The sequence below is a fragment of the Streptomyces sp. NBC_01092 genome, assembly GCF_045039535.1.
Taxonomy (GTDB): domain Bacteria; phylum Actinomycetota; class Actinomycetes; order Streptomycetales; family Streptomycetaceae; genus Streptomyces.
The window spans coordinates 7,251,299-7,277,826 of sequence record NZ_CP108659.1; the positions used below are offsets into that span (position 1 = coordinate 7,251,299).

21 protein-coding genes and 3 pseudogenes are annotated in these 26,528 nt (G+C 71.3%); 10 read left to right on the top strand and 14 right to left on the bottom strand.

Going from position 1 to position 26,528, the window contains the following annotated elements; translation table 11 throughout:
• Positions 1 to 12: 12 nt before the first annotated feature.
• Together OG254_RS33105 and OG254_RS33110 are read right to left on the bottom strand one after the other, a co-directional pair.
• A complete protein-coding gene (locus tag OG254_RS33105; RefSeq protein ID WP_405589082.1) occupies positions 13 to 654 on the bottom strand; it encodes a response regulator in 642 nt (213 codons plus the stop codon).
• Positions 651 to 1,838, bottom strand: a complete 1,188-nt coding sequence (locus OG254_RS33110) for a sensor histidine kinase (RefSeq protein ID WP_405589085.1) — start codon at positions 1,836 to 1,838, stop codon at positions 651 to 653. The genes OG254_RS33105 and OG254_RS33110 overlap by 4 nt, the downstream gene beginning before the upstream one ends.
• A 152-nt stretch (positions 1,839 to 1,990) precedes the next feature.
• On the opposite strand from OG254_RS33110, the gene OG254_RS33115 reads away from it, so the two are divergent.
• Entirely contained in the window at positions 1,991 to 2,575 is a 585-nt protein-coding gene (locus OG254_RS33115) for a hypothetical protein (protein WP_405589088.1), read from the top strand.
• A 4-nt stretch (positions 2,576 to 2,579) separates the two neighbouring features.
• On the opposite strand, the gene OG254_RS33120 is transcribed toward OG254_RS33115, so the two are convergent.
• From OG254_RS33120 to OG254_RS33130, 3 genes and pseudogenes are all read right to left on the bottom strand, one after another.
• Positions 2,580 to 3,152 (bottom strand): cob(I)yrinic acid a,c-diamide adenosyltransferase, encoded by a 573-nt coding sequence (locus OG254_RS33120; protein WP_405589091.1) that lies wholly within the window; start codon positions 3,150 to 3,152, stop codon positions 2,580 to 2,582.
• Between the two features lie 118 nt (positions 3,153 to 3,270).
• A pseudogene (locus OG254_RS33125) lies at positions 3,271 to 4,020 on the bottom strand (ABC transporter permease).
• Positions 4,007 to 4,761 (bottom strand): annotated as a pseudogene (locus OG254_RS33130) (ATP-binding cassette domain-containing protein); the annotation flags it as partial. The pseudogenes OG254_RS33125 and OG254_RS33130, both read right to left, overlap by 14 nt.
• A 132-nt stretch (positions 4,762 to 4,893) precedes the next feature.
• Here OG254_RS33130 and OG254_RS33135 point away from each other — a divergent pair.
• From OG254_RS33135 to OG254_RS33150, 4 genes and pseudogenes are all read left to right on the top strand, one after another.
• Positions 4,894 to 5,454: pseudogene (locus OG254_RS33135) on the top strand (TetR/AcrR family transcriptional regulator); the annotation flags it as partial.
• A 158-nt stretch (positions 5,455 to 5,612) separates the two neighbouring features.
• Complete coding sequence (locus OG254_RS33140; RefSeq protein WP_351191928.1) at positions 5,613 to 6,461, top strand: 3-hydroxyacyl-CoA dehydrogenase family protein; 849 nt, start codon at positions 5,613 to 5,615, stop codon at positions 6,459 to 6,461.
• Positions 6,462 to 6,677: 216 nt separating this feature from the next.
• Positions 6,678 to 7,001, top strand: coding sequence for an STAS domain-containing protein (locus tag OG254_RS33145; protein ID WP_019760944.1), 324 nt, complete (start codon positions 6,678 to 6,680; stop codon positions 6,999 to 7,001).
• A gap of 262 nt (positions 7,002 to 7,263) precedes the next feature.
• Positions 7,264 to 9,825: an ATP-binding protein gene (locus tag OG254_RS33150; RefSeq protein WP_405589095.1), complete on the top strand. Its 2,562-nt coding sequence runs from the start codon at positions 7,264 to 7,266 to the stop codon at positions 9,823 to 9,825.
• Positions 9,826 to 9,914: 89 nt separating this feature from the next.
• Here the strand turns inward: OG254_RS33150 and nucS are convergent, their stop codons facing one another.
• On the bottom strand, positions 9,915 to 10,586 hold the full coding sequence (gene nucS / locus OG254_RS33155; protein ID WP_187284309.1) for an endonuclease NucS: 672 nt from the start codon (positions 10,584 to 10,586) through the stop codon (positions 9,915 to 9,917).
• A 265-nt stretch (positions 10,587 to 10,851) separates the two neighbouring features.
• On the opposite strand from nucS, the gene OG254_RS33160 reads away from it, so the two are divergent.
• On the top strand, positions 10,852 to 11,244 hold the full coding sequence (locus OG254_RS33160) for an SCO5389 family protein (RefSeq protein ID WP_147993767.1): 393 nt from the start codon (positions 10,852 to 10,854) through the stop codon (positions 11,242 to 11,244).
• A gap of 104 nt (positions 11,245 to 11,348) precedes the next feature.
• On the opposite strand, the gene OG254_RS33165 is transcribed toward OG254_RS33160, so the two are convergent.
• On the bottom strand, positions 11,349 to 12,377 hold the full coding sequence (locus tag OG254_RS33165) for an LLM class flavin-dependent oxidoreductase (RefSeq protein ID WP_405589099.1): 1,029 nt from the start codon (positions 12,375 to 12,377) through the stop codon (positions 11,349 to 11,351).
• 224 nt (positions 12,378 to 12,601) lie between these two features.
• Here OG254_RS33165 and OG254_RS33170 point away from each other — a divergent pair, with 224 nt between their 5' ends.
• Complete coding sequence (locus tag OG254_RS33170) at positions 12,602 to 12,934, top strand: ATP/GTP-binding protein (protein ID WP_405589101.1); 333 nt, start codon at positions 12,602 to 12,604, stop codon at positions 12,932 to 12,934.
• A gap of 10 nt (positions 12,935 to 12,944) precedes the next feature.
• Here OG254_RS33170 and OG254_RS33175 read toward each other — a convergent pair whose 3' ends face one another.
• The 7 genes from OG254_RS33175 to mce form a co-directional block, all read right to left on the bottom strand.
• Positions 12,945 to 13,817, bottom strand: coding sequence for an ABC transporter permease subunit (locus OG254_RS33175; protein ID WP_405589104.1), 873 nt, complete (start codon positions 13,815 to 13,817; stop codon positions 12,945 to 12,947).
• Entirely contained in the window at positions 13,814 to 15,154 is a 1,341-nt protein-coding gene (locus OG254_RS33180; RefSeq protein WP_405589107.1) for an ABC transporter ATP-binding protein, read from the bottom strand. Before OG254_RS33180 ends, OG254_RS33175 begins: the two co-directional genes overlap by 4 nt.
• A 139-nt stretch (positions 15,155 to 15,293) precedes the next feature.
• Positions 15,294 to 16,070 (bottom strand): ABC transporter permease, encoded by a 777-nt coding sequence (locus OG254_RS33185; protein WP_405595334.1) that lies wholly within the window; start codon positions 16,068 to 16,070, stop codon positions 15,294 to 15,296.
• Positions 16,067 to 17,035, bottom strand: coding sequence for an ABC transporter ATP-binding protein (locus OG254_RS33190; RefSeq protein ID WP_405589110.1), 969 nt, complete (start codon positions 17,033 to 17,035; stop codon positions 16,067 to 16,069). Before OG254_RS33190 ends, OG254_RS33185 begins: the two co-directional genes overlap by 4 nt.
• A gap of 86 nt (positions 17,036 to 17,121) precedes the next feature.
• Entirely contained in the window at positions 17,122 to 18,060 is a 939-nt protein-coding gene (locus tag OG254_RS33195) for a cellulose-binding protein (RefSeq protein ID WP_405589112.1), read from the bottom strand.
• A gap of 183 nt (positions 18,061 to 18,243) precedes the next feature.
• Complete coding sequence (gene scy, locus OG254_RS33200; protein ID WP_405589115.1) at positions 18,244 to 22,092, bottom strand: polarized growth protein Scy; 3,849 nt, start codon at positions 22,090 to 22,092, stop codon at positions 18,244 to 18,246.
• A gap of 211 nt (positions 22,093 to 22,303) precedes the next feature.
• Complete coding sequence (mce, locus tag OG254_RS33205) at positions 22,304 to 22,744, bottom strand: methylmalonyl-CoA epimerase (protein WP_351191912.1); 441 nt, start codon at positions 22,742 to 22,744, stop codon at positions 22,304 to 22,306.
• Positions 22,745 to 22,893: 149 nt separating this feature from the next.
• Here mce and OG254_RS33210 point away from each other — a divergent pair, with 149 nt between their 5' ends.
• The 3 genes from OG254_RS33210 to OG254_RS33220 all read left to right on the top strand — a co-directional run bounded on the left by OG254_RS33210 (position 22,894) and on the right by OG254_RS33220 (position 26,523).
• Complete coding sequence (locus OG254_RS33210; RefSeq protein ID WP_405589118.1) at positions 22,894 to 24,096, top strand: acetyl-CoA C-acetyltransferase; 1,203 nt, start codon at positions 22,894 to 22,896, stop codon at positions 24,094 to 24,096.
• 43 nt (positions 24,097 to 24,139) lie between these two features.
• Complete coding sequence (gene meaB / locus OG254_RS33215) at positions 24,140 to 25,096, top strand: methylmalonyl Co-A mutase-associated GTPase MeaB (protein WP_351191910.1); 957 nt, start codon at positions 24,140 to 24,142, stop codon at positions 25,094 to 25,096.
• A gap of 194 nt (positions 25,097 to 25,290) precedes the next feature.
• On the top strand, positions 25,291 to 26,523 hold the full coding sequence (locus OG254_RS33220) for an MFS transporter (RefSeq protein ID WP_405589121.1): 1,233 nt from the start codon (positions 25,291 to 25,293) through the stop codon (positions 26,521 to 26,523).
• Positions 26,524 to 26,528 lie beyond the last annotated feature (5 nt).

Sequence of the window (26,528 nt, forward strand, 5' to 3'; positions counted from 1 at the left end):
GGTTCCGCCTTGCTAGATCCCCAACTCCTGCGCCAGTACGGCCGCTTGGACCCGGCTGCGCAGCTCCAGCTTCCCCAGCAGGCGGCTGACATGCGTCTTCACCGTCGCCTCGGCCATCTGGAGCCGGGCCGCGATGTCGGCGTTGGACAGGCCCTCGCCCAGGCAGGACAGCACCTCGCGTTCGCGGCGGGTGAGACTGTCCAGGACGGACGGATCGGCGGTCGGCTCCCGTACCGGCTTGGCGGCGAACTCGGAGATCAGACGCCGGGTGACGGCTGGCGCGATGAGGCCCTCGCCGCGCGCCACCGTGCGCACCGCCTCCAGCAGGTCGCGGGCTTCGGTGTTCTTCAGCAGGAACCCGGACGCGCCCGCCCGCAGCGCCCCGAACACATACTCGTCGAGGTCGAAGGTGGTCAGCACGAGCACGTCCGCGAGCCGCTCCTCGACGACCTTGCGGGTGGCCGACACCCCGTCCAGGCGCGGCATCTGAATGTCCATCAGGACCAGGTCGGGCCTGAGTTCCCGGGCCCGCTCCACCGCCTGTTCACCGTCCGCCGCCTCGCCGACCACGTCGATGTCGGGCGCGCTGCGCAGGATGAGGACCAGCCCGGCGCGGACGGCCGACTGGTCCTCGGCGACGAGCACACGGATCATGCGGGGTCTCCTTCGGTCAGCGGAAGCGTGGCGCGTACGACCCAGATCTTGTCCGCCGCGGAGTCCGGGTCCTCCACGGGTCCCGCCTCGAAGTCGCCGCCGAGCAGCGCGACGCGCTCGCGCATTCCGACCAGACCGGCGCCCGAGCCGGGTGCGCGCGGCCCGTCACGGTCACCGAAGGGGCTGGTCACGGCGACGGTGAGACTGCCGTCCCGCTGGGCGAGCGCGACCGTGACGCGGCCCGGGGAGGCGTGCTTGAGGGCGTTGGTCAGCGACTCCTGGACGATGCGGTAGGCGGCGAGTTCGACGGGGGTGGGGACGGTGCCGGGGTCTGCGTCGAGGTGGACGTCGAGGCCGTTGGTGCGGGCGCCCGCGGCCAGTGCGTCGAGGCCGTCGAGCGTGGGTGCGGCGACCGGCTCCTTGTCGCCGCCGGCGTCGCGCAGGATGCCGATGAGCCGGCGCATCTCGGCGAGGCCCTCGACGCTGTTCTCGCGGATGACCGACAGCGCCTCCTGGGAGGTCTTCGGGTCGTCGAGGGAGAGCGCGGCCGTGGAGTGGATGGCGATGGCGGAGAGATGGTTGGCGACCATGTCGTGCAACTCGCGGGCCATGCGGGAGCGTTCGGCGACGACCGCCTGGGCGCGGTCCATCTCGGCGAGCAGCGCGGTCTGTTCCGCGCGCAGCCGGGCGGCCTCGGCGGCGTCACGGTGGTTGCGGACGATCCAGCCCGTGGCGGCGGGGCCGTACGCCACGACACCGACGACCACGCCGATCAGCAGCGCCTCCGGCTTGCGCCACACCGCGAACGGCACCAGCGTCGCGGTCACCGTGAGCAGGCCGGTGATCCACTGGATGCGGCGGGCGGAGGCGAGCGGGCCGTACAGCACGGCCGCGTAGACGATGTCGGTGAACATCAGGACCGTGGCCAGATTGCCCTGGGTCACGACGTCCGCGCAGATCGCGACCGAGCCGGTCAGCAGGGCCGTGCGCGGGGCCGCCTGGCGCAGCAGTTCGCAGCAGGCCATGACGCCGAGCGGCACCAGGATCGGCCAGGGGCCGTCGAAGAGCGTGATCGGGTCGTCGCGGGGTCGGGTGCCCAGGCCGATGCCCACCAGGAGCAGGCCGCCGAGCAGCCCGCCGACGGCGATGTACACGTCGAAGCGGCGCGGGCGGGGGAGGACCATGGCTCCATCCAACACGGTGGGCACGGTCCGCGCCTGATTCCGGGGAAGGGTCCTGGACTGCATCTTTCGATGTACCGCGAGTTCGTCAGTGCCGACGACGAAAGCGGCCGGTCCCGACGGGAGCCTGGAAAGGTGACCGAAGGGAGCATGTTGTGATCGTCGCCCTCATCATCGCCTGCGAGGTCGGCTTCTGGGTGCTGCTGGCACTGGGCCTGGCCGTCCGCTACCTGCTGAAGTGGCGCCGTACGAGCGTGGTTCTGCTGTTGTGCGAGCCGGTGCTGGAGCTGGTCCTGTTCATCGTGACGGCGATCGACCTGAAGAACGGCGCCGAACCGGGCTGGGAGCACGGCCTTGCCGCGCTGTACATCGGCTTCACCGTGGCGTACGGCCACTACACGATCCGCTGGCTGGACGGCCACGTCGCCCACCGCCTGGCCGGCGCCCCGCGCCCGCCCAAGCCTCCGCAGTACGGCATGGCACGGGCCCGGCACGAGGGACGTCTGTGGCTTCGTACGCTGCTCGCGGCGGCCGTGGCCTGTGCACTTCTCCAGGGCGCGGTCTGGTACGTCGGGGACGGCGACACCTCGTCCCTGCGGTCCTTCCAGGGGGCGGCACTGCGGACCGCCGGTATCCACGGCCTGATCGCGCTGGCGTACCTGATCTGGCCGAAGAAGCCGAAGGGCGAGCCTGGGCCCGCCGACCACTTCGCCACGTCGAAGGAACAGGCCCGCCGATGACCGCCTAGCGCTCGCCGCCGGGCACCCACAGCACGTCCCCGACCTCCTTGTTCGCCGTCCTGGCGAGGATGAACAGGAGGTCGGACAGGCGGTTCAGGTAGGTCGCCGTCAGGGGGTTCATCGTCTCGCCGTGGACCTCCAGCGCGGCCCAGGTCGAGCGCTCGGCCCGGCGTACCACCGTGCAGGACTGGTGGAGGAGGGCCGCTCCCGGGGTGCCGCCGGGGAGGATGAAGGAGCGGAGCTTTTCCAGCTGCTCGTTGAAGTGGTCGCAGTCCGCCTCCAGCTTGTCGACGTAGAACTGCTCGACCCGCAGGGGCGGGAACTCCGGGTTCTCGACCACCGGCGTCGACAGGTCCGCACCCACGTCGAACAGGTCGTTCTGGACGCGGGTGAGGACCTTGACGACCTCCTCCTCCAGCCCGCCCAGCACGATCGCCGTTCCGATCACCGCGTTCGCCTCATTGGCGTCGGCGTACGCCGAGATCCGCAGGTCGGTCTTGGCGACCCGGCTCATGTCGCCGAGGGCGGTGGTGCCCTGGTCGCCGGTCCTGGTGTAGATGCGCGTCAGATTGACCATGAGGTCAGCCTAGGGTCTGTCCGGCGGATCAGGCCGGCTGCAAGTAGCGGCATCTAATCAACGCAGATGGGCGTGCCAGGCCCCGCGACGCCGGCATGATCCGCCGGGCAGGCCCTAGTTACGCCCCGGCCGTTCGGAGCACGCGTGTGTCGACCGTCACGGCCGGCGCGGCGAAGGCCACGGCGACCAGGACGCCGTAGAACATGTGCGCCGTGGCGTACGAGCCGACGTAGGCGTCCCGGACCGCGTCCACCAGATAGCGGAACGGGATGAAGTGGGACAGCACGTCCAGCCACGCGGGTCCCAGCGTGATCGGGAGCATCAGACCGGACAGCAGCATCATCGGCATCGTCATGGCGTTGATCGCCGGGCCGACCTCCTGCGGCGTGCTGACCTTCATGGCCGGCGCGTACGACAGCGAGGCCGGCGACAGCGTCAGCAGCGCGACGAACGCGAAACCGATCAGCACGCCGCCCAGGGGAGCCCTGAGCCCCATCGCCGGCGCGGCCAGCACCAGCAGCACCGCCTGGAAGACGAACACGGTGGCGTCCCGCAGGACCCGGCCCAGCAGCAGGGCGAGCCGGCTGACGGGCGTCACCCGCATCCGCTCCACCACGCCCTGGCCTTTCTCGATGATGATGGAGAAGCCCGCGAACGACGCCCCGAACAGGCCGAGTTGAAGCAGCAGCCCGGGGACCAGAATCTGTCACGAGCTGCCCTCCCCGCCCAACGGCAGATCCGTCAGCAGCGGACCGAAGAACAGCAGATACAGCAGCGGCATCAGCAGGCCGAAGAGCAGGGCGAAGCGCGAGCGCAGGGACTGGCGGAGGTAGCGGCCGTTGATGAGGGCCGTGTCATGCAGCAGCATCTTCGTGGGATTCCTGAGCGGCTTCGTGGGATTCCTGTACGGCGACGGGGGCGGCGTCCGCCGCGGTGGGGCTGTGGCCGGTGATGGCGAGGAACGTGTCCTGGAGGGTCGCGTCGATCGAGCCGCCGTACTCCAGCTTCAGCGCGCCCGGCGTGCCCTCCGCTACGACCACGCCCTGGTCGACGACCACCAGACGGTCGGAGAGGGCGTCCGCCTCGTCGAGGTAGCGGGTGGTCAGGAACACCGTGGTGCCGTGCTCGTCGCGCAGGCGCCGGATCAGGTCCCACAGGTCGGCCCGGCTGCCGGGGTCTAGTCCCGTCGTCGGCTCGTCCAGGAACAGCACCTTCGGGCGGTGCGTGAGCGCCATCGCGATGTCGAGGCGGCGCCGCTGACCGCCGGAGAGCGCGCCCGCCTTGCGGTCGAGGAGGTCGGTCAGGCCCAGGTCGCGGGCCAACTCCCCGGCGCGCTCGGCGGCCTGCGCCTTGGTCAGGCGGTACAGGCGGCCCTGGGTGAGCAGCTCCTCCCGCACGGTGATCTGCGGGTCCACCCCGCCCGACTGTGCCACGTACCCACACACCCGGCGCACCCCGGCGGGGTCGGTCGCAGGTCGTGGCCGGCGACGGTGGCCGCGCCGCCGGTGGGCGCCAGCAGGGTCGTGAGCATCCGCAGGGTCGTCGTCCTGCCCGCCCCGTTGGGGCACAGGAAGCCAAGGATCTTGCCCTCGCGCACGGCCAGGTCGATGCGATGCCCTGGCGGGCGGCTTGAGCCGGTGAGGGAGGTGGGGGTGAGGCATGTCGTACATCACGCCCGTGTGCCGGTGGCGGCCGATTCGGGCCCGGCCCCTGTCCAGGTTCCCCCCGCCGGAGGCGCCCGCACGGGTTCGTGACCGTGACGATCGCCGAGGTGGCGGAGGCCGCCGACGTCTCCGTGAACACCGTCCACAACTACTTCCCGGCGAAGGAGGACCTCTTCTTCGACCGCTCCGCCGGCGTCGTCGAGCAGCTCTCGCGCTGGGTGCGCGGCCGGGAGGCGGGGGAGTCGGCCGCTCGTGCCGTGCTGCGCGAGCTGCGCGCCGAGGTCGAGGCGGTCTCGCCCCGGGTCGGCCTCATGGAGGGCTACGACCGTTTCATGCGCTGCATCCACGAGGCACCGCCGCTGCGCTCCGCGCTGTGGAGCCTGCAGCAGGAGATCCACGACCACCTGGAGACGACCCTGCGCGAAGAGGCCGGCGCGGACGACTCCGACCGGCTGCCGGGGCTGATCGCCGGTCAGATCGCCTGGATCCACCAGACGGTGTTCGTCCACATCGGACGGGAAATGGTCGCCGGGCGCAAACCGGGCAAAGTGTCACGGGAGGTACTCGTGCTTCTCGACGACATCGAGGAGCTGTTGAGCGAGAAGGTGCTCAACTACGCCGTCCGAGGCCCTCAATGACCCGTGCCGGTGTGATGTCCGTCAGATGAGACGTGACTCGCGTTACTAACCGGTCACACAGTGCCTCATGCCCGCTAAGGTCCGCCGCAGAGGCAATCGTAAGCAGCGTGTAAGCGCATATCGCAGTAATGCTGCCGTGATTCAAAGGGGAGTCGTCAGTGGCACGGAAGCTCGCCGTCATCGGGGCCGGACTCATGGGATCCGGTATCGCCCAGGTCTCAGCGCAGGCGGGTTGGGACGTGGTCCTGCGTGACGTCACCGACGAGGCGCTCAGGCGTGGCACCGACGGCATCAAGGCGTCGTACGACAAGTTCGTCAGCAAGGGCAAGCTGGAGGCGCACGACGCCGACGCTGCCCTCGCCCGCATCACCGCCACCACCGACCTGGACGCGGCCGCCGACGCGGACGTCGTCGTCGAGGCCGTCTTCGAGAAGCTGGAGGTCAAGCACGAGATCTTCCGCGCGCTCGACAAGATCGTGCGCGAGGATGCCGTGCTCGCCTCCAACACCTCCGCCATCCCGATCACCAAGATCGCGGCGGCCACCGAGCACCCGGAGCGGGTCGTCGGGGTGCACTTCTTCTCGCCGGTGCCGATGATGCAGCTCGTCGAGCTCGTCCGCGGCTACAAGACGAGCGACGAAACCCTCGCCACCGCGCGCGAGTTCGCCGAGTCCGTCGGCAAGACCTGCATCGTGGTCAACCGGGACGTCGCCGGCTTCGTCACCACCCGGCTGATCTCGGCCCTCGTCGTCGAGGCCACCAAGCTCTACGAGTCGGGCGTCGCCACCGCCGAGGACATCGACCTCGCCTGCAAGCTGGGCTTCGGTCACGCCATGGGCCCGCTCGCCACGGCCGACCTCACCGGCGTCGACATCCTGCTGCACGCCACCAGCAACATCTACACCGAGTCCCAGGACGAGAAGTTCGCCCCGCCGGAGCTGATGCGCCGGATGGTGGATGCGGGTGACATCGGCCGCAAGAGCGGGCAAGGCTTTTACAGCTACTGAGGTTTCGTAGACCACCGCACAGCCCTTGGACGTGTCACGCGATGGGGTGAATTCGGTATCGGTTCGCTTACAGACGGCAACCTCTGACCGCTCAACGCAGTCAGAGGTTGCATCACCGGCCACAGCGAAGACTCGTAGCAAACACAGGCACGGCAAGCACAGACACCGGCACAGACAACACATCGCGGAGCACGAACGCACGCTTAGGGGAGCGATATGCACATCAGGGGCGACCACGCCGAGCTGGTCGTCGGGGGCCGCCTCGACGTCCGCAGCGCGGCGGACGCCCGTACGGTCCTGCACTCGGCCGTCGACGACGGAGTCGGCGATCTGGTGCTCGACCTGTCCGAGCTGGAGTTCTGGGACGCCACCGGACTCGGGGTGATCATGGGGGCTCACCGGCGGGCCGGCCGCTGCGGCCGGCGCCTGGTGCTGCGCGGCGTGCCGCCGCAGATGCAGCGCCTGCTGGTGGCCACCCGGCTGCACCGGATCCTGGCGATCGAGGGCGGCATCGGGGTGGAGTCCCTGCCCCGGGTGTGACACCCCGGCACGGGTGGGGCGGGACAGTCGGGCGTTCCGGTTGCGAAGCGCACGTCACGCACAATTCTCACGAGACTGTGATGTCTCGGACGGCGCGGTACCCCGGCCTGTCGTAGATACTGTGCAAAGGTTTAGGGTTCGGCTGCCCGCCGCCTAGACAAACCCCTTCGAGCGGGCCCGGACCAGAAGCGACAGCGCGGTGTGCAGCAAGGCCGGGAGGGGCTTGGCTTTCGCACACGACGCTTTTGGGGGGCTTGAACCTATGGACCCGAACAACCGGGGACCCGAGGAGTACGGCCATGACGGCGACGGCCAGTCGTCCCGTCAGCGCCCGCCCAGGGATCCCCTCACACCCGACTTCGGACAGCACACGCCCGCACTCGCCCGCACGGTGCAACTGGTCTCGGGCGACTACCTGCTCACCGTCAACCCCGTCGACGGCAGCGAGATCGAGGTCTGCCCGCCGGCGGAGCGTCCCGGGCGGCCCGAGAAGCTGACTCCGGCCGAACGCGCCGAGGTCGACCGCGCCGCAAGGCCGCCCGTCCCGCCCGGGCCGACCCGTCCCGCGCAGCCGCTCCTGGCCCGCCAGGACGAGCGCGAACAGCTGGTGCGGATGCTCGCCCGCGGCCGCTCCGTACGTCTGGTCGGCGCCCGTGGCGCGGGCCGCACGAGCCTGCTCGACCTCGTCGCCGAGGACTGCGTGGACCTCGCCCCCGACGGCGTGGTCCGCCTCACCGGCTTCCGTCGCACGCCCGCCGATCTGCTGTACGACCTCTTCTACTCCGTCTACAGCGCGCCCCTGTACCGCCCGGAACGCGACGAACTGCTCTCCTGTGTCCGTGAGATCGGCGCGGTCGTCGTCCTGGACGACGTCGAGTTCGGCGGCGCCGCGCTCGACGAGCTGCTCGACGCGACCCCCGAGTGCGCCTTCCTGTTCGGCGCCACACCCGACGCGCCCGCGCCGTCCTCCCCCACGCTCGAATTCGCTCACGCGGGGGGACCCCCACCGTCCGGCATCGAGGAGGTCGTCCTCGGCGGGCTCGACCGCGCCGCCGGCGTGGAGATCCTGGAGCGCGGGATCGGCCGGGTCCTCACCGAGGACGAGGCGAACTGGGCCGGCGACCTGTGGTTCGAGTCGGAGGGCCTGCCGCTCAGGTTCGTCCAGGCCGGGGCGCTGCTGCGCCAGCGCGACCGGCTGCGGGCAGGCACGGAAGCCGTCGACGAGTACGGCGTCTTCGAGGACGTCCCTCCCGCCGACGCGCCCTTCGAGGCGCCGGTGGCCACCGAGGGCGGCGGCGAGGACACACCCCTGCCCTCGCTCGGCGAGGCGGCGGGACCGGCGCGGCTGCTCGCCTCCCGGCTCAGCGCCTCCGCCCGCACCACCCTGAGATTCGCCGTCGCGCTCGGCGGCGAGGTGCCGCACCAGGCGCATCTGCCCGCGCTGGTCGGTGACACCCACGCGGACGCCGCGCTGGGCGAGCTGGCCGACTGCGGGCTGGTCTCGCCGGTCGGCTCCCGCTACCGGCTGGCCGCCGGGGTACAGGCCCAGCTGGAGGCCGCCGGATACGCCGAGGACGCCCAGGACAACGCCCGCACCGCCGTGCAGCACTACGCCTGGTGGGCCGGGCACCCCTCGGTCACGCCGGAGCGGGTCTGCGCGGAGGCCGACGCCGTGCTCGCCGCGCTGGGCGTGCTCGTCCCGGCGACGACACCGCCCGCCGAGGGCGAGGAGAGCCCGACCGTGCAGCTGGCCCGCACGGCGGCGCCCGCGTTCGCGGCCGGGCTGCACTGGAGCGCCTGGGAGCGTGCGCTGCGCGCCGGTGCCGAGGCCGCCCGCCTGGCCGGTGACGTATCCGAACAGGCCTATTTTCACCACGAGTTGGGCATCCTCGCGCTCTGCGGCGGCCAGCTGGACCGGGCCCGTACCGAGTTGGAGACCTCCATCGGTCTGCGCGGTGCCCTCGCCGACAAGCGCGGCACCGTCTCCGGGCGCCGCGCGCTCGCGCTGGTCTCGGACCGCTCCGGTACGACGCCGGGGGTGGCCGCGTTCGCCGCGACCGCGGGGGAGGAGGTGCCGGACGCGCGCTACGAGGAGTCGCAGTCGCCGCCCGGCGGAGTGCCGGCCGCGTTCCCGCCCGTCGGTGACGCCACGACGCTGGTCACCCACCAGGCCTCGGCGTCGTCCCCCACCACCTCGCACAAGGGCCGCGGCGGCATCCGTAGCTTCGCTCGGCGCAACCTCGTCGCGGCCGGCTCGGGCGCGCTGCTCGTGGCCGTGCTCGGCACGGTGGTGACGCTCGGGGCCACGTCCGACAACGACCCGAACACCCCGTCCAACCAGGTCGGCGTCAACCCGTCGGCCAGCCAGGGCCCCGGTGACGACAGCCTGGGCGCGGACAAGGTGGAGAGCAACGACGACAAGGGCTCCGGCGACACCGGCACGGCCACCAGCCGGCCGACGGATCCGGGCACTGACGGTACGGATGGGACGTCGGACGACCCGACGGACCCGTCGGACGAGCCGAGCGGGACGCAGGGGTCGGGCGGCGGTTCCACGAACTCGCCGACGAAACCGCCGACGTCGACGAAGCCGCCGACTTCGAAGCCCCCGACGTCGAAGCCGCCGACGACTCCGACATCGCCGGGGTCCCCGACACCGACGCCGACACCCACGCCGACGCCGACACCCACGCCGACACCGACGCCGACCACTTCCGACTCCGCCAGCGGCCCGGCAACCTCCAGTGCTCCTGCGAGCACCTCGGCAAGCGCGCCGGGGACGACCGAGGCAGGCTCACCGAGCGGCTCGGACGCCGTGATGTGACGCCCTGATCAAGACAAGAGGGCCGGGTCCGTGCAACGGACCCGGCCCTCTTCGTCGTAGAACTGTCCGGAACGGACAGGAACGGTCGGTCAGAACAACCGCAGCTTGTCGTCCTCGATGCCCCGCATCGCGTCGTAGTCCAGGACCTGGCAGCCGATGCCGCGGTCCGTCGCGAGGACCCGCGCCTGGGGCTTGATCTCCTGGGCCGCGAAGATGCCGCGTACCGGGGCGAGATGGGGGTCGCGGTTCAGCAGTTCCAGGTAGCGCGTGAGCTGTTCCACACCGTCGATCTCGCCACGCCGCTTGATCTCGACCGCGACCGTCCGGCCCTCCGCGTCCCGGCACAGGATGTCGACCGGGCCGATCGCCGTCATGTACTCGCGGCGGATGAGCGTGTAGCCCTCGCCCAGCGTCTCGATGCGGTCGGCGAGGAGTTCCTGGAGGTGCGCTTCCACGCCGTCCTTGATCAGGCCGGGGTCCACGCCCAGTTCGTGCGAGGAGTCGTGGAGGATCTCCTCCATCGTGATGATCAGCTTCTCGCCCCCTTTGTTGGTGACCGTCCAGACGTCCTGCTGCTCGCCGTCCCCCTCCTTCAGCGTGCAGGGCGGCGACATCCAGTTGAGGGGCTTGTAGGCCCGGTCGTCCGCGTGGATCGAGACGCTGCCGTCCGCCTTGACCAGGATCAGACGGGGCGCCGAGGGCAGATGGGCGGTGAGCCGGCCCGCGTAGTCGACGGAGCATCGGGCAATGACGAGACGCATGGTCGGCAACGCTACTCGACGGGCTGGTGTCGACGCGATTCGCCCTGGGGGAGTCCGTAAGACCCCGGACTGCCCCTGTTCATTTCTGGCCGATTGTGCTCCTAACGAGGCCCGCCCATGTACGCATTCTCCTGGTGCCGTCACCGTCTGTTGCCTACCGTATTAAACGGGAGGTCGCGAGGCGTGTACACAGAGTGTCCGGTATCGCGAACTCCCTTATCTGTCCGGCAACCCCTGCTGCTGCGGGGGTGCGAGAGGAGAACCCATGTCGCTCGACGTCTCACCGGCCCTACTCGAACAGGCCGAGCGAGGCGAGGTCGACGAAGCCGCCTTCGTCGACTGCGTCCGGACCTCCCTGCCCTATGCATGGGAGATGATCAGCTCCCTGGTGGCCCAGCTGAAGGTCGACGGCGGTTCGTTCGCCGACAACCAGACGCCCCCGCCGGACGAGCAGGCACGTGGCCAGCTGCTGCGTGCGCTTGCGAGTGACGCGATACGCGGCGCGCTACAGCGGCACTTCGGGGTGCGACTGGCCTTCCAGAACTGCCACCGGGTGGCGGTGTTCCCGCTTGACTCCTCGGTCGACGAGACGCTGTCCCGCTTCACCTCGGTGCGCAGTCAGGTGATGAACCAGTCCCCGGAGTTCAGGGACTGCTGACGCACTGAGTCGCTTGCTTGCCGCTCCGTACGCGGGAGGTGCAATCAGTACCGGGGCGGCAAGCCCCCTGGCGGACCGGGTCCGTTCCGTGGGCACGAGGCGTTTCAGCCGAGGTGCGGCAGGACTTCGGCACCCAGCCGTCGGACGTTCTCCTCGGTCGCCGCCAGGTCGCCCGAGCCCTCGACGAGCAGCGCGAAGCGGGAGATGCCGGTCCGTTCGCTGGTCGCCGCGAGGCGGTCGGCGGCCAGGCGCGGGGTGCCCACCGGGTGCAGCCCGCAGAGCAGTTCGGTGTACGCCAGCGGGTCGCGCATCGCGCGATGGCGGCCGTCGACGGTCACATGGGCGTCCAGGCCCTGCCGCAGCCAGCCCGGCATCGCCTTCGTCAGGGCCTCCACCGCGTCCGTGCGCCGGTCCGCGATCTGGCAGATGCCGGCCGACACATGGGCCGCGCCACGGATCTCGTCCGCCGGCCGCCCGGCCGCGCGCGCGTGCTCCCGCCACAGGGCGACCATCTCGGCCTTCTCCTCGTCGCCCACATGCATCCCGAGCAGCATCGGCAGCCCGCGCTCGGCGGCGAGGCGCACACTGCGGGGCGAGGTGCAGGCGACGACGACCTCGGGCCCCTCGGCGTCCGTGAGGCAGTCCGACGGCCTCGGTACGACGGCGACCTCGCGGAAGCCGAACCGCTCGCCGGCGGCCGCGACCGAGGGCTCACGCAGCCAGCGCACCAGCAGATCGAGTGATTCCGGGAACCCCTCCTCGTACGCCTTGAGGCCCGAGCCGAACACCTCCAGGTCGACCCAGGGCCCACCGCGCCCCACACCCAGCGAGAACCGCCCGCCGGACGTGATGTGCAGCAGCGCCGCCTGCTCGCCGAGGGCCACGGGGTGGGCGGTGGGCAGTACGCTGACCGCTGTGCCGACCCGCAGCCGAGTGGTGCGGCCGAGCAGTAAGGCGGCCAGGGTGATCGCCGACGGACAGGTGCCGTACGGCACGAAGTGGTGCTCGGCCAGCCAGACCGCGTCGAGCCCCGCCTCTTCGGCGACCTCGGCGGAGCGGACCGCCCGGTGCAGCGCCTCCCCATCGCCTTGACCCGGGAACCGGGCCGCCAGCACGAAACTTCCTACACGCATTGCTCTTTCCCGCTTCCTTGGCTCCGACGCGGAGCTCCCCCACCGGGCATAACCGTCTGACACGTGCCGAGGACACGGCTTGGCGGAGAGATTTGCGGATTGTCTGCAGAATCGGCAGCCGCTGTGAGGGACTTGTGGGGGTTGGTGCCGTACGGCTACCCCTGTTCGCGCCGCGTAGGCTGGAACATGACCCGTGCATCCTGTATAGCCCCGTGAGGTGTTCCGTGTCCCCGCGTCGCAACCGACCCAAGGACTCAGGCTCGGCCGGCCAAAGCGCCGAGGACGACCGTCCCGGCCGGTACGGCGGCTGGCAGTCCACCCAGAACTGGGACGGCGAGGAGTGGAACGTACGGCATGTGGCGGGCTCCAGCGCCCAGGGCAAGGCGTACCGCTGCCCGGGCTGCGACCAGCCGATCCCGGACGGCGTCCCGCACGTCGTCGCCTGGCCGGAGCACGCGGGCGTCGACGACCGCCGCCACTGGCACAAGGCGTGCTGGAACGCGAAGGACCGCCGCACCACGAGGGTGCAGCGGTCCAGGAACGCGCCGAGGTTCTAGCGGGTCAGGCTCACACGTCCCGCTTTTCCAGCAGGGCGAAGGCGCCGGCGAACGCGACCGCCGTGATGCCGAGCATGATCCACAGCGGGTCCCAGCCGGACGGGCCCGAGTCGGTCAGGGACTGGGCGTAGAAGATGCTGAGCTGGTTCGGGATGGAGTACTCGAGCAGGGCCTGCTGAAGGTCCTTCAGCGACTCCGCGAACATGAACAGCGCGATGACCAGCGGGGCCAGCAGGACGCCGATCATGATCGTGATCGCGCCCGCCGAGTGCCGGATGACCGAGCCGACGACGAGCGAGAGCAGGCCGAGCAGCGCGATGTAGAACGAGATGCCGACCGTGCCCTTCAGCCACTCCTGACCGGTCGGCTCGCGCGAGCCCTCCAGCATCGCCACGTCAGCGAGCGCGACCAGGACGGCCGACACCAGCGTCACGACGAACGCGACGACGAAGAACACGATCGACTTGGCCGCCAGCACCCGCCCACGGCTCGGGCACGCCGTCATCGTGGTGCGGATCATGCCGGTGCCGTACTCCGAGGCCGTGGTCAGCACGCCCAGCGTGATGATGCACATGCTGCCGAGCAGCAGCCCGAAGAAGCCGAACGACAGCGGGCTCTCGCCGGCCAGGCCCTCCTCCGACGAGTTGGCGGAGACCAGCGCGGCGGCAGCCAGGCCGATGCCGACGACGAGCAGCACGAACACGCCCAGCGTCCACATCGTGGAGCGCACCGAGCGGATCTTCGTCCACTCCGAGGCGAGCGCGTGCCCGAGGTGCGTGCGCGTCACGGGGATCGGCGAGGTGTAGGTGGGGTACGGAGAGCCGGGCGCCGCCTGCCAGTTCGGTGCGGCGGTCTGCGGCATCGGGGGCTGGGGCGTGCTCATCGGGCGTCCTTGGGCTCGGTCGGGGCGGCGGTGGCGGCGGGGAATGACGGGGCGGCCGGGGCGGCCGGCGGCTGGGCCGGTGCCTGCGGGGGCGCAGGCGCGGCGACAGGAGCGCTCGCGGGCGCCTGGGCGGGGCTGTGGGCGACGGGCGGCGCGGGCTGCGCCGGAGCGCGGCCCGGGGCCGTGTGAGGCGCCTGGGGGGCCGTCTGCGCGTACGGGTTCGGCGTCCCGGCACCCGGAACCGCGCCGGGCGCTGCCGGGGCGCCGTACGGACCGGGCCCGCCCGGCTGCGGGGCGAGCGGCTGGCCGCCCTGCTCGGGCGGCGGCGGGGCGTACCAGCCGGGCTGACCCTGACCGGGAACCGGCATCGGCGGCTGCGCGCCCGGCGGCAGCGGCTGCTGAAGCCCTTCCTTCTGGTCGATGGTCGAGCGGTAGTCGACCGCGCCCTGCGTCATCCGCATGTACGCCTCCTCCAGCGAGGCCTGGTGCGGCGACAGCTCCCACAGCCGTACGTCGGTGTCGTGCGCGATGTCGCTGATGCGGGGCAGCGCCAGCCCGGTGACCCGCAGGCCGCCGTCCTGCTCGGGCAGCACGTGCCCGCCCGCCTCCGTGAGCGCCGTCGACAGCTTCTCGCGCAGCTGCGGCTCGGTGTCGGGCGTACGGACCCGGGCGAAGCCCGCGGAGTTCGCCGCGATGAAGTCCTTGACGCTCATGTCGGACAGCAGCTGACCGCGCCCGATGACGATCAGGTGGTCGGCCGTCAGCGCCATCTCGCTCATCAGGTGGGAGGAGACGAAGACGGTACGGCCCTCGGCCGCCAGCGACTTCATCAGGTTCCGCACCCAGAGGATGCCCTCGGGGTCGAGGCCGTTGACCGGCTCGTCGAACAGCAGCACCTGGGGGTCGCCGAGCAGCGCGGCGGCGATGCCGAGCCGCTGGCCCATGCCGAGCGAGAAGCCCTTGGAGCGCCGCTTGGCCACGTCCTGGAGGCCGACCACGCCCAGCACTTCGTCCACCCGCCGGGCGGGGATGCCGGACAGCTGGGCCAGGCTCAGCAGATGGCTGCGGGCCGCGCGGCCGCCGTGCACCGCCTTGGCGTCCAGCAGCGCGCCGACCTGACGCGGGGCGTTCTGCAGCCTTCGGTACGGGAAGCCGCCGATCGTCACATGGCCCGCGGTCGGGTTGTCCAGGCCGAGGATCATCCGCATCGTCGTCGACTTGCCCGAGCCGTTCGGGCCCAGGAAGCCGGTGACGGCACCGGGCCGCACCTGGAAGGACAAGTTGTACACAGCGGTCTTGTCGCCGTAGCGCTTGGTCAGGCCGACTGCCTCGATCATGCTCCGCACCCATCGAAAGGTTCAGGACAGCGGGGCACACGCCCCCCGTAAGGGTTAGGAGGATACCGAGGCGCTGACGGTTCCACTCAAGAGCGGGTAAAATCTCGCACCTGCGTTCCCTCGGCACACCTATTTCTGGCTATGCGTCCCGTTTCTTGAGCGTGGCGTACCCGCCGACGAGCGCCGCGATCACCCACAGCACCATGATCCCGAGCCCGCCCCAGGGGCCGTAGGGAGTGTCGCCGTCGACCGGGGTGACCACCTGCATGATCTTGCTGCCGGCCTGGTCGGGCAGGTAGCGGCCGATCTTCTCGGTGGCGGAGACATTGCCGAGGATGTTGGAGACCAGGAAGAAGAAGGGCATCAGGATGCCCAGCGACAGCATCGGCGAGCGCAGCATCGCGGCGACGCCCATCGAGAACATCGCGATGAGGGTCATGTAGAGGCCGCCGCCGAACACCGCGCGCAGCACGCCCGGGTCGCCGATCTCCGCCCGGTGCTCGCCGAGCATCGCCTGCCCGAGGAGGAAGGTGACGAAGCTCGTGGCCAGGCCGACGGCGAGGGAGAGCCCGGTCGCCACCGCGATCTTGCTGAACAGGAAGGTGCCGCGCCGCGGCACGGCGGCCAGCGAGGCGCGGATCATCCCGGTGCTGTACTCGTTCGAGACGACGAGCACCCCGAACACGATCATCGCGAGCTGACCGAGGCTCATCCCGGCGAAGCTGATGAAGGTCGGATCGAAGGAGAGCCTGTCCCGCTCGCTCAGGTTGTCGAACTCGTTCGCCGACAGACCCGAGATCAGCATGCCGAGCGCGATGGTGACCACCACGGCGAGGGAGAGCGTCCACACGGTGGAGGCGACGGACCGGATCTTGGTCCATTCGGAGCGGATGACCTGGGTGACCACGGTGCTCAGCTCCTCTTCCAGTCGTCGCCCCACTGCCGCTGCTGCTGCTGCGGCGGCGGTGCGGGCGCGTCGGCGTGCGCGTGGTACTCCACCGACTCCGCGGTCAGCTGCATGAACGCCTCCTCCAGGGAAGCCTGTTGCGGGCTCAGCTCGTGCAGCACGACGTGGTGGCGCGCCGCCAGCTCCCCGATCTGCTCGGACTTGCTGCCGTCCACCTCCAACGTGCCGTTGCCGGTCTGCACCGCGGTGACCCCGGCCTCGTGCAGCACATCGAGCAGCCGCTCGCGCTGCGGGGTGCGGATACGGACGTACGACCGCGAGTTGCGCGCGATGAACTCGGGCATGGACGTGTCGGCGAGCAGCCGCCCCTGGCCGATGACGACGAGATGGTCGGCCGTCAGCGCCATCTCGCTCATGAGGTGACTGGAGACGAAGACGGTCCGCCCCTGCGCGGCGAGGGACTTCATCAGGTTCCGGATCCAGTGGATGCCCTCGGGGTCGAGCCCGTTGACCGGCTCGTCGAACATCAGGATCCGCGGATCGCCGAGCAGCGCTGCGGCGATGCCGAGCCGCTGGCCCATGCCCATCGAGAAGCCCTTGGTCTTCTTCTTGGCGACCGCGGTCAGCCCGACCGCGTCCAGCACCTCCCGCACCCGGCCGCTCGCGATGCCGTTGCTCTGCGCGAGGCACAGCAGATGGTTGTAGGCGCTGCGTCCGGGGTGCCAGGCCTTGGCCTCCAGCAGGGCGCCGATGTACGTCAGCGGGTCCTTGAGCTGGTCGTAGTGCTTGCCGTCGATACGGACGTCGCCCGCGGTGGGCCGGTCGAGGCCCAGGATCATCCGCATGGTGGTCGACTTGCCCGCGCCGTTGGGACCGAGGAACCCCGTGACGATGCCCGGTCTCACCGTGAACGTCAGGTTGTTGACCGCGACCTTCTCGCCGTACCGCTTCGTCAGCCCCTCGAGCTCGATCATGCCGCCCACGCTAAAACGGGACAAAGCCCTCTGCCACCCCAGTGGCAGAGGGCTTTGCGAAAATTCAGCAGCCGTGTGCCCGATCGTTACCGGGACTGCTGCGCGGGAACCCCGCGGGTGATCGGCTCGTCCTCGGCGGCGGGCGCACCGGTCGCGGCCACCGCGGCGCCGGTCAGGGTCGCCAGCATCTCGCGGACGTTCGTCAGCTGAGCGTTGATGCTGTCGCGGCGGTTGGTGAGAGCCGCGAGCTCGCGCTCGGATTCCGAACGGATCCGGTCGGCCTTGGCGTTGGCGTCGGCCACGATGTCCTCGGCCTGGCGCTGAGCGGTCTCCACCGTCTGGCGGGCACGGCGCTCGGCGTCGGTGCGCAGCTTCTCGGCCTCCAGGCGCAGCTGCTCGGCGCGGTGCTCGATCTCGGCGAGGCGCTTCTCGGCCTTGGCCTGACGCGACGCCAGGTCGCGCTCGGACTGCTCGCGGCGCTTGGCGAGGTTCGTCTCGAAGTCGGCGGCGGCCTGCGCGGCCTTGGCGCGGGTCTCCTCGAAGAGGGCGTCGGCCTCCTCGCGCTTGGACTGCGCGTCCTTCTGGGCCTCCGCGCGCAGCTGCGAGGCGTCACTCTTGGCCTTCTCGACGATCCGGACGCCCTCGTCCTCGGCCTTGGACTTGCGCTCCGCAGCGAACGATTCTGCGTCGTTGCGGACCTGCTGGGCCGACGACTCGGCGAGCTCGCGGTGCTGCTCGGCGGCGCGGCGGGCCTCCTCGCGCAGATCCTTGGCCTCCTCCTCGGCGAGGCGGAGGATCTTCTCGACACGCGCGCCGAGGCCGGCGTACGACGGCTCGGCGTCGGTTACCTGGGCCTGGGCGTTCTGCGTCTCGAGGTGGAGCTCCTCGATGCGCTTTTCCAGAGCGGTGATGCGGGCCAGAGCGCTGTCGCGGTCGGAGACGAGCTTCGAGATGCGTTCGTCCACCTGCGCGCGGTCGTACCCACGCCGCACAAGCTCGAAGCCGTAGGGGGAAGTGTCGCTCATGGGGTTCCTGTCGAATGAGACCGGTGAGGTGATAAGTGGAATCCTAGGGGCCGAAGCGGTGTGTCATCGAGCGGATACGTGTTTGATCTGGAGAATGAGACCCCTTTTGGGTGGCGAACCGTCGGACGGCTTGCCAAAAACCTGGTCAAAGGCCCCAGGAGACACCGGAAGCCGCCCGACGCGCTAGCCGTCTGACGACTTGCCACCCGATCGGGGTGCTCCGACTGTCGCACCCGCCTTGACCCCGCCGTCCTTGCCGGCCGACGGTGTCTCGAAGGATTCCAGCGCCTCCAGGACGTCCTGGACGCGCGAGATCTCGGCGTTGATGTCCTCGCGGCGCCGGACGAGGACCTCCAGCTCGCGCTTGCCCTCCTCGACCGTGCGCTTGGCCTCGCGGATCGCCTCGGCCCTGAGCTCCTCGGCCTCCTTGATGAGCGAGGACCGCTTCTGCTCGGCCTCCTTCAGCAGGCCCTCGGCCTTCTTGACGGCGGCGATACGGACCTTGCCGGCCTCGGAGTTGGCCTCCGACACCAGCTCCTTGGCCTTCGCCTGCGCCTTGGCCAGCTGCTCCTCGGCGGCCTTGATGAGGGCGTCGCAGCGGTCGCCGGTCGACTTCATCGTCTCGGAGGCCTCGCGCCGGGCCCGCTCGTGCAGGCCCTCGATCTCGCTCGTGATGCGGTCGCGCAGCTCCTGAGCGCGCTCCCTTATCGAGGTGGCGTCCCGGCGGGCACCGACGAGCAGCTCGTCCGCGTCGGTACGGGACTTCTCCACCCTGGAGTTGCCCTCGACCGTCGCCTCGGAGACCAGCCGGTCGGCCTCCTTGCGGGCCGCGCCCACCATGGTGTCGGCCTGCGCCTCGGCGTCCGCGGTCGTCTTGTGCGCCTGCGCCTGCGCCTCGGTGAGCAGCTTGTCCGCCTCGGCCGTGGTCTCCGTGATGAGCTTGTCGACCTGCTCGGCCACGTCCTGGCGCCGCTTGTTCGCGTCCTTGCGAGCCTCGTCGAGGGTGCGCTCGGACTCCTCGCGCGCCGTGTTGACAAGCCGCTCCGCCTCCGCGGCCGCCTCGGCCTTGACGCGCTCGGAGTCGCTGCGGACCCGCTCGGCGTGCTGCTGGGCCGACCCCACCGTGTCGGCGGCCTCGGCGCGCAGCCGCTCCGCCTCCGACGTGGCGTCCCCGACCAGCTTCTCGGCCTTGGTGCGCGCGTCGGTGCGCACCCGGTCGGCCTCCGTGACCGTCTCCGACTGGAGCCGCTCGGCCTCCGAACGCGCCTCGGTGATGAGGGTGTCGGCCTGCGTCGCCGCGTCCGAGCGGATCCGGTTGGCGTCCTCGCGGGCGTCCGCCCGGGTGCGGGACGCGGCCTGCTCGGCCTCGGCGATCTTGTCCGAAGCCTCCGTACGGATCCGCTGGGCGTGCTCGGCGGCGTCCGACCGCAGCCGCTCCGCCTCGGCGATGGCCTCCCCGACGGTGCGCTCGGCCAGCGACTTGGCGGCCGTGGACTCCTCGCTCGCCTCGCGCCGGATGCGGCCCGCGTCCTCGCTGGCCCGCTCCCGCTCGGCGTAGGCGTCGGCGCGGACCCGGTCCGCCTCCTCCTCGGCCTCCCGGCGGGTACGGTCCGCCGCGTGCTCGGCGGCGCTGCGCAGCCCGGTGATCTCCTCCTGGGCCTGCTCGTGCAGCCCCGTCACGGAGTCGCGGACCTGCTGGGCGTGCTGCTCGGCCGCCGACACCATCTCGGTGGCGCGCCGGTCGGCCTCCTCGACCAGCCGCACCGCCTCGGCCTGCGCCTCCTCCACGCGGTTGCGTGCGGAGGCCAGCAGCTCCTCGCTCTGCTCGCGGGCCCGCTCGCGCTCCTGGTCGGCCTCCTGGCGGGCGGAACCGAGGAGTTCCTCGGCCTCGCGCCGGCGCCGGACGGCCTCCTCCTGGGCGGCGGCCAGCGTCTCGGACGCCTCCGTGGCGAGCCGCTCGGCGGCGGCCTGCGCCTCGGCGCGCACCCGGTCGGCGGTGTCCTGCGCCTCCGACTTCAGCCGCTCGGCCTCGGCCGCGGCCTCCGACCGCAGGCGTACGGCGATGGCCTCGCCCTCGGCCCGGGACGCGGACGCGTCCGACGCGGCCTCGGTGCGCAGCCGGTCGGCCTCCTGCTCGGCCTGCTGCTGGAGCGAACGGATCCGCTCGGCGGCCTCGGTGCGCAGCCGGTCGGTCTCCTCGGCGGCCTCGCGGCGGATGCGCGCGGCCTCCTCGCGGGCGTCGGTGAGCGCCTGCTCGGCCGCCGCGAGGCGCTGCTCGGCCTCGCTGTGCAGCCGCGTCAGCTCCTCGGCGGCCTCCGCCCGGCGGGCCTCGACGCCCCGCTCGGTCTCCTCGCGCAGTTCAAGGGCGGCCCGCTCGGCGTCGGCCTTGATGCCCTCGGCCTGCTCGACGACCTCCTCGCGGTGCCGCTCGGCCTCCTGGCGGGTGCGCTGGAGGGTCTCCTCGGCCTGCCGGCGCAGTGTCGTCGCGCGCTCGATGGCCTCGGTGCGCACCTTCTCGCTGTCGGTGGTGGCCTTCTGGCGCAGCTCGTCGGCGTCCTGCCGGGCCTTGGCCAGCAGCTCCTCGGCGGTCTTGGCCGCCTCCTCGATCTGCTGGACGGCCTCCTTGCGGGCCTCCGCGCGGATCTTCTCGCCCTCGGCGACCGCCTCGGAACGCAGCTGCTCGGCCTCGCCGCGCAGCCGGCGTGCCTCCTCCTGCAGCTCGACCGTCTTGGCGCGGTACTCCTTGGTGTCGTCCTTCGCCGAGCCCTTGAGCTGCTCGGCGATGTCGTGCGCCTCGGCGCGCAGCCGGTCCGCCTCGGTCTCGGCCTCCGTGCGGATCCGCTCGGCCTCCTCGGCCGCGGCCTTGGTGGTGTTCTGCGCGTCCTCCTGCGCCTTGTTGAGGACGTCCTCGGCGGTCTTGGCCGCCTTCGACAGCTGGGTCGCGCTCTCCTCGGCGGTGATCGTGCGGGCCTTCTCGCCGGCCTCGGCGACGATCTTCTCGGCCTCGGCGCGGGCGTCGGCGACGACCTGCTCGGCGTCCGACTTGGTGGACTCGGCCTCCTTGGTGGCCTCGCTGACCAGCCGGGCGACCTGCTCCTTCGCCGTACGCATGCGCTGTTCGTTGGCCGACTCGGCACTGGAGAGCGCCTTCTCGGCGGCCGTCGTGGCCTCGGCGACCAGCTTCTCGGCCTCGGTCTGCGCCTTGCGCAGCGCCTCCTCGGCCTCCGCCATGCGCTGCTCGGCGGTGCGGCTCATCTCCTGCGCCTGGCGGCGGGCGGAGTCCGACTCCGTCACGGTGGAGGTGCGCAGCTGCTCCGCGTGGTCGGTGGCCTCCTGCGCCTGCGTGGACGCGGCGTTCAGGAGCCGCTCGGCGTCCGTACGGGCCCGGAGCAGGATCTGCTCGGCCTCCGCACGGGCCTCCTCGGCCGCGCCCGTGAGGCGCTGACGGGCCTCGCCGGTGAGCCGCTCGGCCTCGGCGCGCGCGGTGGCCAGGGACTGGTCGGCCTCGGCACGCGACTCGTCGAGGAGGCGGCGGGCCTGCGACTCGCTGCGGGCGCGCAGCTGCTCGGCCCACGCCACGTTCTCGTTGACGTGCGACTCGACGGTCTGGCGGCGCTCGGCCAGCTCCTGGTCCAGCTGCTGGCGGCGGGTCACCGCCTCCTGGTGCAGCTCGGCCTGCAGCCGGGCGGCCTGCTCCGCGTGCTCCTGCAGGATGCGCTGGGTCTGCGCGCGGACCTGGCTGAGCTCGCGCTCGGCGTCCTGGCGCAGCTGGTCCGCCTGGACCTGGGCGTTGCGCAGCAACTGTTCGGCCTGATAGCCGATGTCGCCGCCGTCGAAGGCGGGCCGGGACATGATGGTCCGCCGCGCCTCGTGCAGCTTGGCGCGCAGCACCTCGACCTGGTAGCCGAGGTCCTCGGCGTGCTGGATCGCCTTTTCCCGCTCGGTCTTCAGCCGATCCATCTCGGCCTCGAACCGAGAGAGGTGGTCGACGTCAGCCGCCGGCTCTCGCTCCTGGCGTTCGTAGCCCCGCACTGCGCGGTCCCATCCGTCCCCTGGTCGCAAGTCTGGCCATACGGGCTCCGTCCGTCCGCCGAACGGGGCCCCCGAGGAATGGTGTCAGATCAACGGCAGCGCAAGGGCTGCTGCCCTGAACGCTCGCCCCCCGAAACCCGGACCCCGGCATGCGGCCACCCCGGTTCCGGAAGCGACCGCCCCCAACCCTACCGGCCCATATGTACGAGGGTCAGTGCTCAGGTGACTCAACAGGCGCCGAAGTGACCAGTTCTGTCAGTACTCCGTGGCAATCCTTTGGGTGCAGGAACGTGATTCGTGACCCCATGGAGCCGCGTCGGGGCTCTTCGTACAGAACGCGTACGCCCTTGTCCTTGATGTCGGCGGCGTCGCCGTCCACATCCGCCGTACCGAAAGCGATGTGGTGGACACCCTCGCCGTTCTTGTCGAGCCACTTCGCGACGGTGGAATCCGGGCGCGTGGGTTCGAGAAGCTGCAGGTAGGAGGCACCGCCGTCGGAGGTGTCGTTGATCTTGAGCATGGCCTCGCGGACGCCCTGCTCCTCGTTGATCTCGGAGTGGAACACCTCGAAGCCGTACGTGGCCCGGTAGAACTCCACGGTTCGGTCGAGATCGAAACAGGCGATTCCGATGTGGTCGATTCGCGTCAGCATGTTGTTCAGTGGAGCGCCACGGAGGTGGTTACGCAACGTGCGCGCGATCACACCGACGGCCCGGTGACGGCACGGAGTGCCACTCAGTACATTCGAAGTAAACCCTCGTTCACTCCTCGGCTGCTCAAGCTGGAAGGGGATCGCACCTCATGTCTTCTGGAAACGGCACGACCTCCGTGATCGTCGCGGGTGCCCGTACCCCTATGGGACGGCTGCTCGGCTCTCTGAAGTCCTTCTCCGGAGCCGACCTCGGCGGCTTCGCGATCAAGGCCGCCCTCGACCGTGCGGGGATCGGCGGCGACCAGGTGCAGTACGTCATCATGGGCCAGGTGCTCCAGGCCGGGGCAGGGCAGATCCCGGCGCGCCAGGCGGCGGTCAAGGCCGGCATCCCGATGAACGTCCCGGCGCTCACCATCAACAAGGTCTGTCTGTCCGGCCTCGACGCGATCGCGCTCGCGGACCAGCTGATCCGCGCCGGCGAGTTCGACGTGATCGTCGCGGGCGGCCAGGAGTCCATGACCAACGCTCCGCACCTGCTGCCGAAGTCCCGTGAGGGCTTCAAGTACGGCGCCGTGCAGATGATCGACGCCATGGCCCACGACGGTCTGACCGACGCCTTCGAGAACATCGCCATGGGCGAGTCCACGGAGAAGCACAACACCCGCCTCGGCATCCTGCGCCCCGAGCAGGACGAGATCGCCGCGCTGTCCCACCAGCGCGCGGCGGCCGCCCAGAAGAACGGCATCTTCGAGGCCGAGATCACCCCGGTCGAGATCCCGCAGCGCAAGGGCGACCCGGTCCTGTTCAGCAAGGACGAGGGCATCCGCGGCGACACCACGGCCGAGTCGCTGGGCAAGCTTCGCCCGGCGTTCTCGAAGGACGGCACGATCACGGCGGGTTCGGCGTCGCAGATCTCGGACGGCGCCGCCGCGGTCGTCGTCATGAGCAAGGCCAAGGCGCAGGAGCTCGGCCTGGACTGGATCGCCGAGATCGGCGCGCACGGCAATGTGGCGGGTCCGGACAACTCCTTGCAGTCCCAGCCCTCCAACGCCATCCAGCACGCCCTGAAGAAGGAGGGCCTGGAGGTCTCCGATCTCGACCTGGTCGAGATCAACGAGGCCTTCGCCGCGGTGGCCGTGCAGTCAATGAAGGACCTCGGCGTGTCCACGGAAAGGGTGAACGTCAACGGCGGAGCCATCGCCCTGGGCCACCCGATCGGCATGTCGGGCGCCCGGCTCGTCCTGCACCTGGCCCTGGAGCTGAAGCGGCGCGGCGGCGGCGTCGGCGCGGCCGCGCTGTGCGGTGGCGGCGGCCAGGGTGACGCGCTGATCGTGCGGGTACCCAAGGCCTGAGCCTTCGGTATCTCGGTACGCCTTTACTCGGAACGGAGCTGTGATGCAGGACGTCTCCACGCTGGTGGCCCAGGCCAGGGAGGGCCGGCCAAGGGCGGTCGCCCGGCTGATCTCCCTGGTGGAGGGGGCGTCCCCGCAGCTGCGGGAGGTCATGGCGGCGCTGGCCCCGCTCACGGGCAACGCCTATGTGGTGGGCCTGACCGGCTCACCGGGCGTCGGCAAGTCGACGTCCACCTCCGCCCTGGTGACCGCGTACCGCAAGCAGGGCAAGCGGGTCGGCGTCCTGGCCGTCGACCCGTCCTCGCCCTTCTCGGGCGGCGCCCTGCTCGGCGACCGGGTCCGGATGTCGGACCACGCCTCCGACCCCGGCGTCTACATCCGCTCGATGGCGACCCGGGGCCACCTGGGCGGCCTCGCCTGGGCGGCCCCGCAGGCGATCCGCGTCCTGGACGCGGCCGGCTGCGACGTGATCCTGGTCGAGACGGTCGGCGTCGGCCAGTCGGAGGTCGAGATCGCCTCCCAGGCCGACACCTCCGTCGTCCTGCTCGCCCCCGGCATGGGCGACGGCATCCAGGCGGCGAAGGCCGGAATCCTGGAGATCGGCGACGTGTACGTCGTCAACAAGGCGGACCGTGACGGCGCCGACGCCACCGCCCGCGAGCTCAACCACATGCTCGGCCTCGGCGAGTCCCGCGGCCCCGGCGACTGGCGCCCGCCGATCGTGAAGACGGTCGCCGCCCGTGCCGAGGGCGTCGACGAGGTCGTGGAGGCCCTGGAGAAGCACCGGGCCTGGATGGAGGAGCGGGGCGTGCTGGCCGAACGCCGCCGCGCCCGCGCCGCCCGCGAGGTGGAGACCATCGCCGTCACGGCCCTGCGGGAGCGGATCGCCGACCTGCATGGTGACCGCCGCCTCGGGGTGCTGGCGGAGAAGATCGTCGCCGGTGAGCTGGATCCGTATCGGGCGGCGGACGAACTCGTGGCGGGGCTGACGAAGGGCTGAGCCCCGAGGTCCGTAAGAAACGGACGTTCCGGGAACCCTCCATGGTCAACTCCTCCTCCCCGCTGCTAGGTTGACCCGCATGTACCTCCTCTTGGCATAGGGCACGCCCAGCCCGCGCACGGTGAACGGCCGGTCGGCCGGGACCGTCGCGGCGCATCGGCGTCCCCTTTTCCGCCTCGAGTCGAGGAACTCCCGTGTCTTCCACGTCTGTGGCGCGGCCTTCGTATGCCGCCGTTCTCCGGATCCCCCATGCCCGCCGTACCTTCGCCGCCGCCCTGCTCGGCAGGCTGTCGTACGGCATCGCCCCGCTGTCCGTGATGCTCGCCGTGACCCGGGCCTCCGGGTCGTACGCGGTGGCCGGCGTCGTCATGGCGCTGTTCTCCGGGGCCAGCGTCTTTCTGTCGCCCGCGCGGGCGGCCCTGATCGACCAGTACGGGCCGCGCCGGGCGCTCGTGCCGATGGCGACGGCCTACACCGTGCTTCTGGTGCTGCTGGCGGTGCTCGTCTGGCGGCCGGGTGCCCCGGCGTTCGTCCTCGGCGGCGCGGGCGCCGCCGCCGGTGCCTGCACTCCGCCGCTCGGGCCCACCATGCGGGCCGTGTGGGGGCTGCTGGCCCCGGACCGGGCGCTGATGCAGCGGGCCTACAGCCTCGACGCCGTCGCCGAGGAACTGCTCTTCGTCTCGGGCCCGTTGCTGGTCGGCGTGCTCGTCGGGTTCGCTCCGCCGGCGGTCGGGGTGCTCGTCGGGGCGGGGCTGATCGTGGTGGGGACGGCCGGGTTCGTGTCGTCGCCCGCGGTGCGCGCGGTACCCGGCAGCGGGCGTAAGGCCGGAGCACGTACGGCCGGGCAGCGGGTGCTGCGCGGCATCAGGCGCCCGGTGATCGCCGCCGCCGGGGTCGGGCTCTCGCTGGGCGTGCTCGATCTGCTGGTGGTCGCCTTCGCCGAGGGGCACGGTCACGGCGCCGGCAGCGCGGCCTGGGTGCTGGCCGCCCTGTCCGCGGGAAGCGCCGTCGGCGGGCTGCTCAACGGGGCCGTCGCGTGGCGGGCCTGCGCCGGGGTGCGGCTGTCGGCGCAGGCGGCCGGACTGGGGCTGGCGCTGTGCGGTGCCGCGCTGGCGCAGGGGCTGGGCACGCTCGCCGTGGCCGCCGCGGTCGTCGGCCTCTTCGTGTCCCCGATGATCACCACCGCGTACCTCATCGCCGACGAGGCCGCCGCGCCCGAGGCCCGGGTCCAGGCGGGCGCCTGGGTCAACACGGCCGTCAACGCGGGCGGTACGGCGGGTGCCGCGGCCGCCGGTGTGCTGGTCGGGTGGCTGCCGGCGGGGGTGTGCTTCGCGGTGACCGGGGGCGTGATGCTGCTGACCGCGGTGGCCGTGGCGCGGGGTGCGCAGCGCGAGAGGGGTACGGGAGAGCCCGTACCCCTCGTGTGACGGCC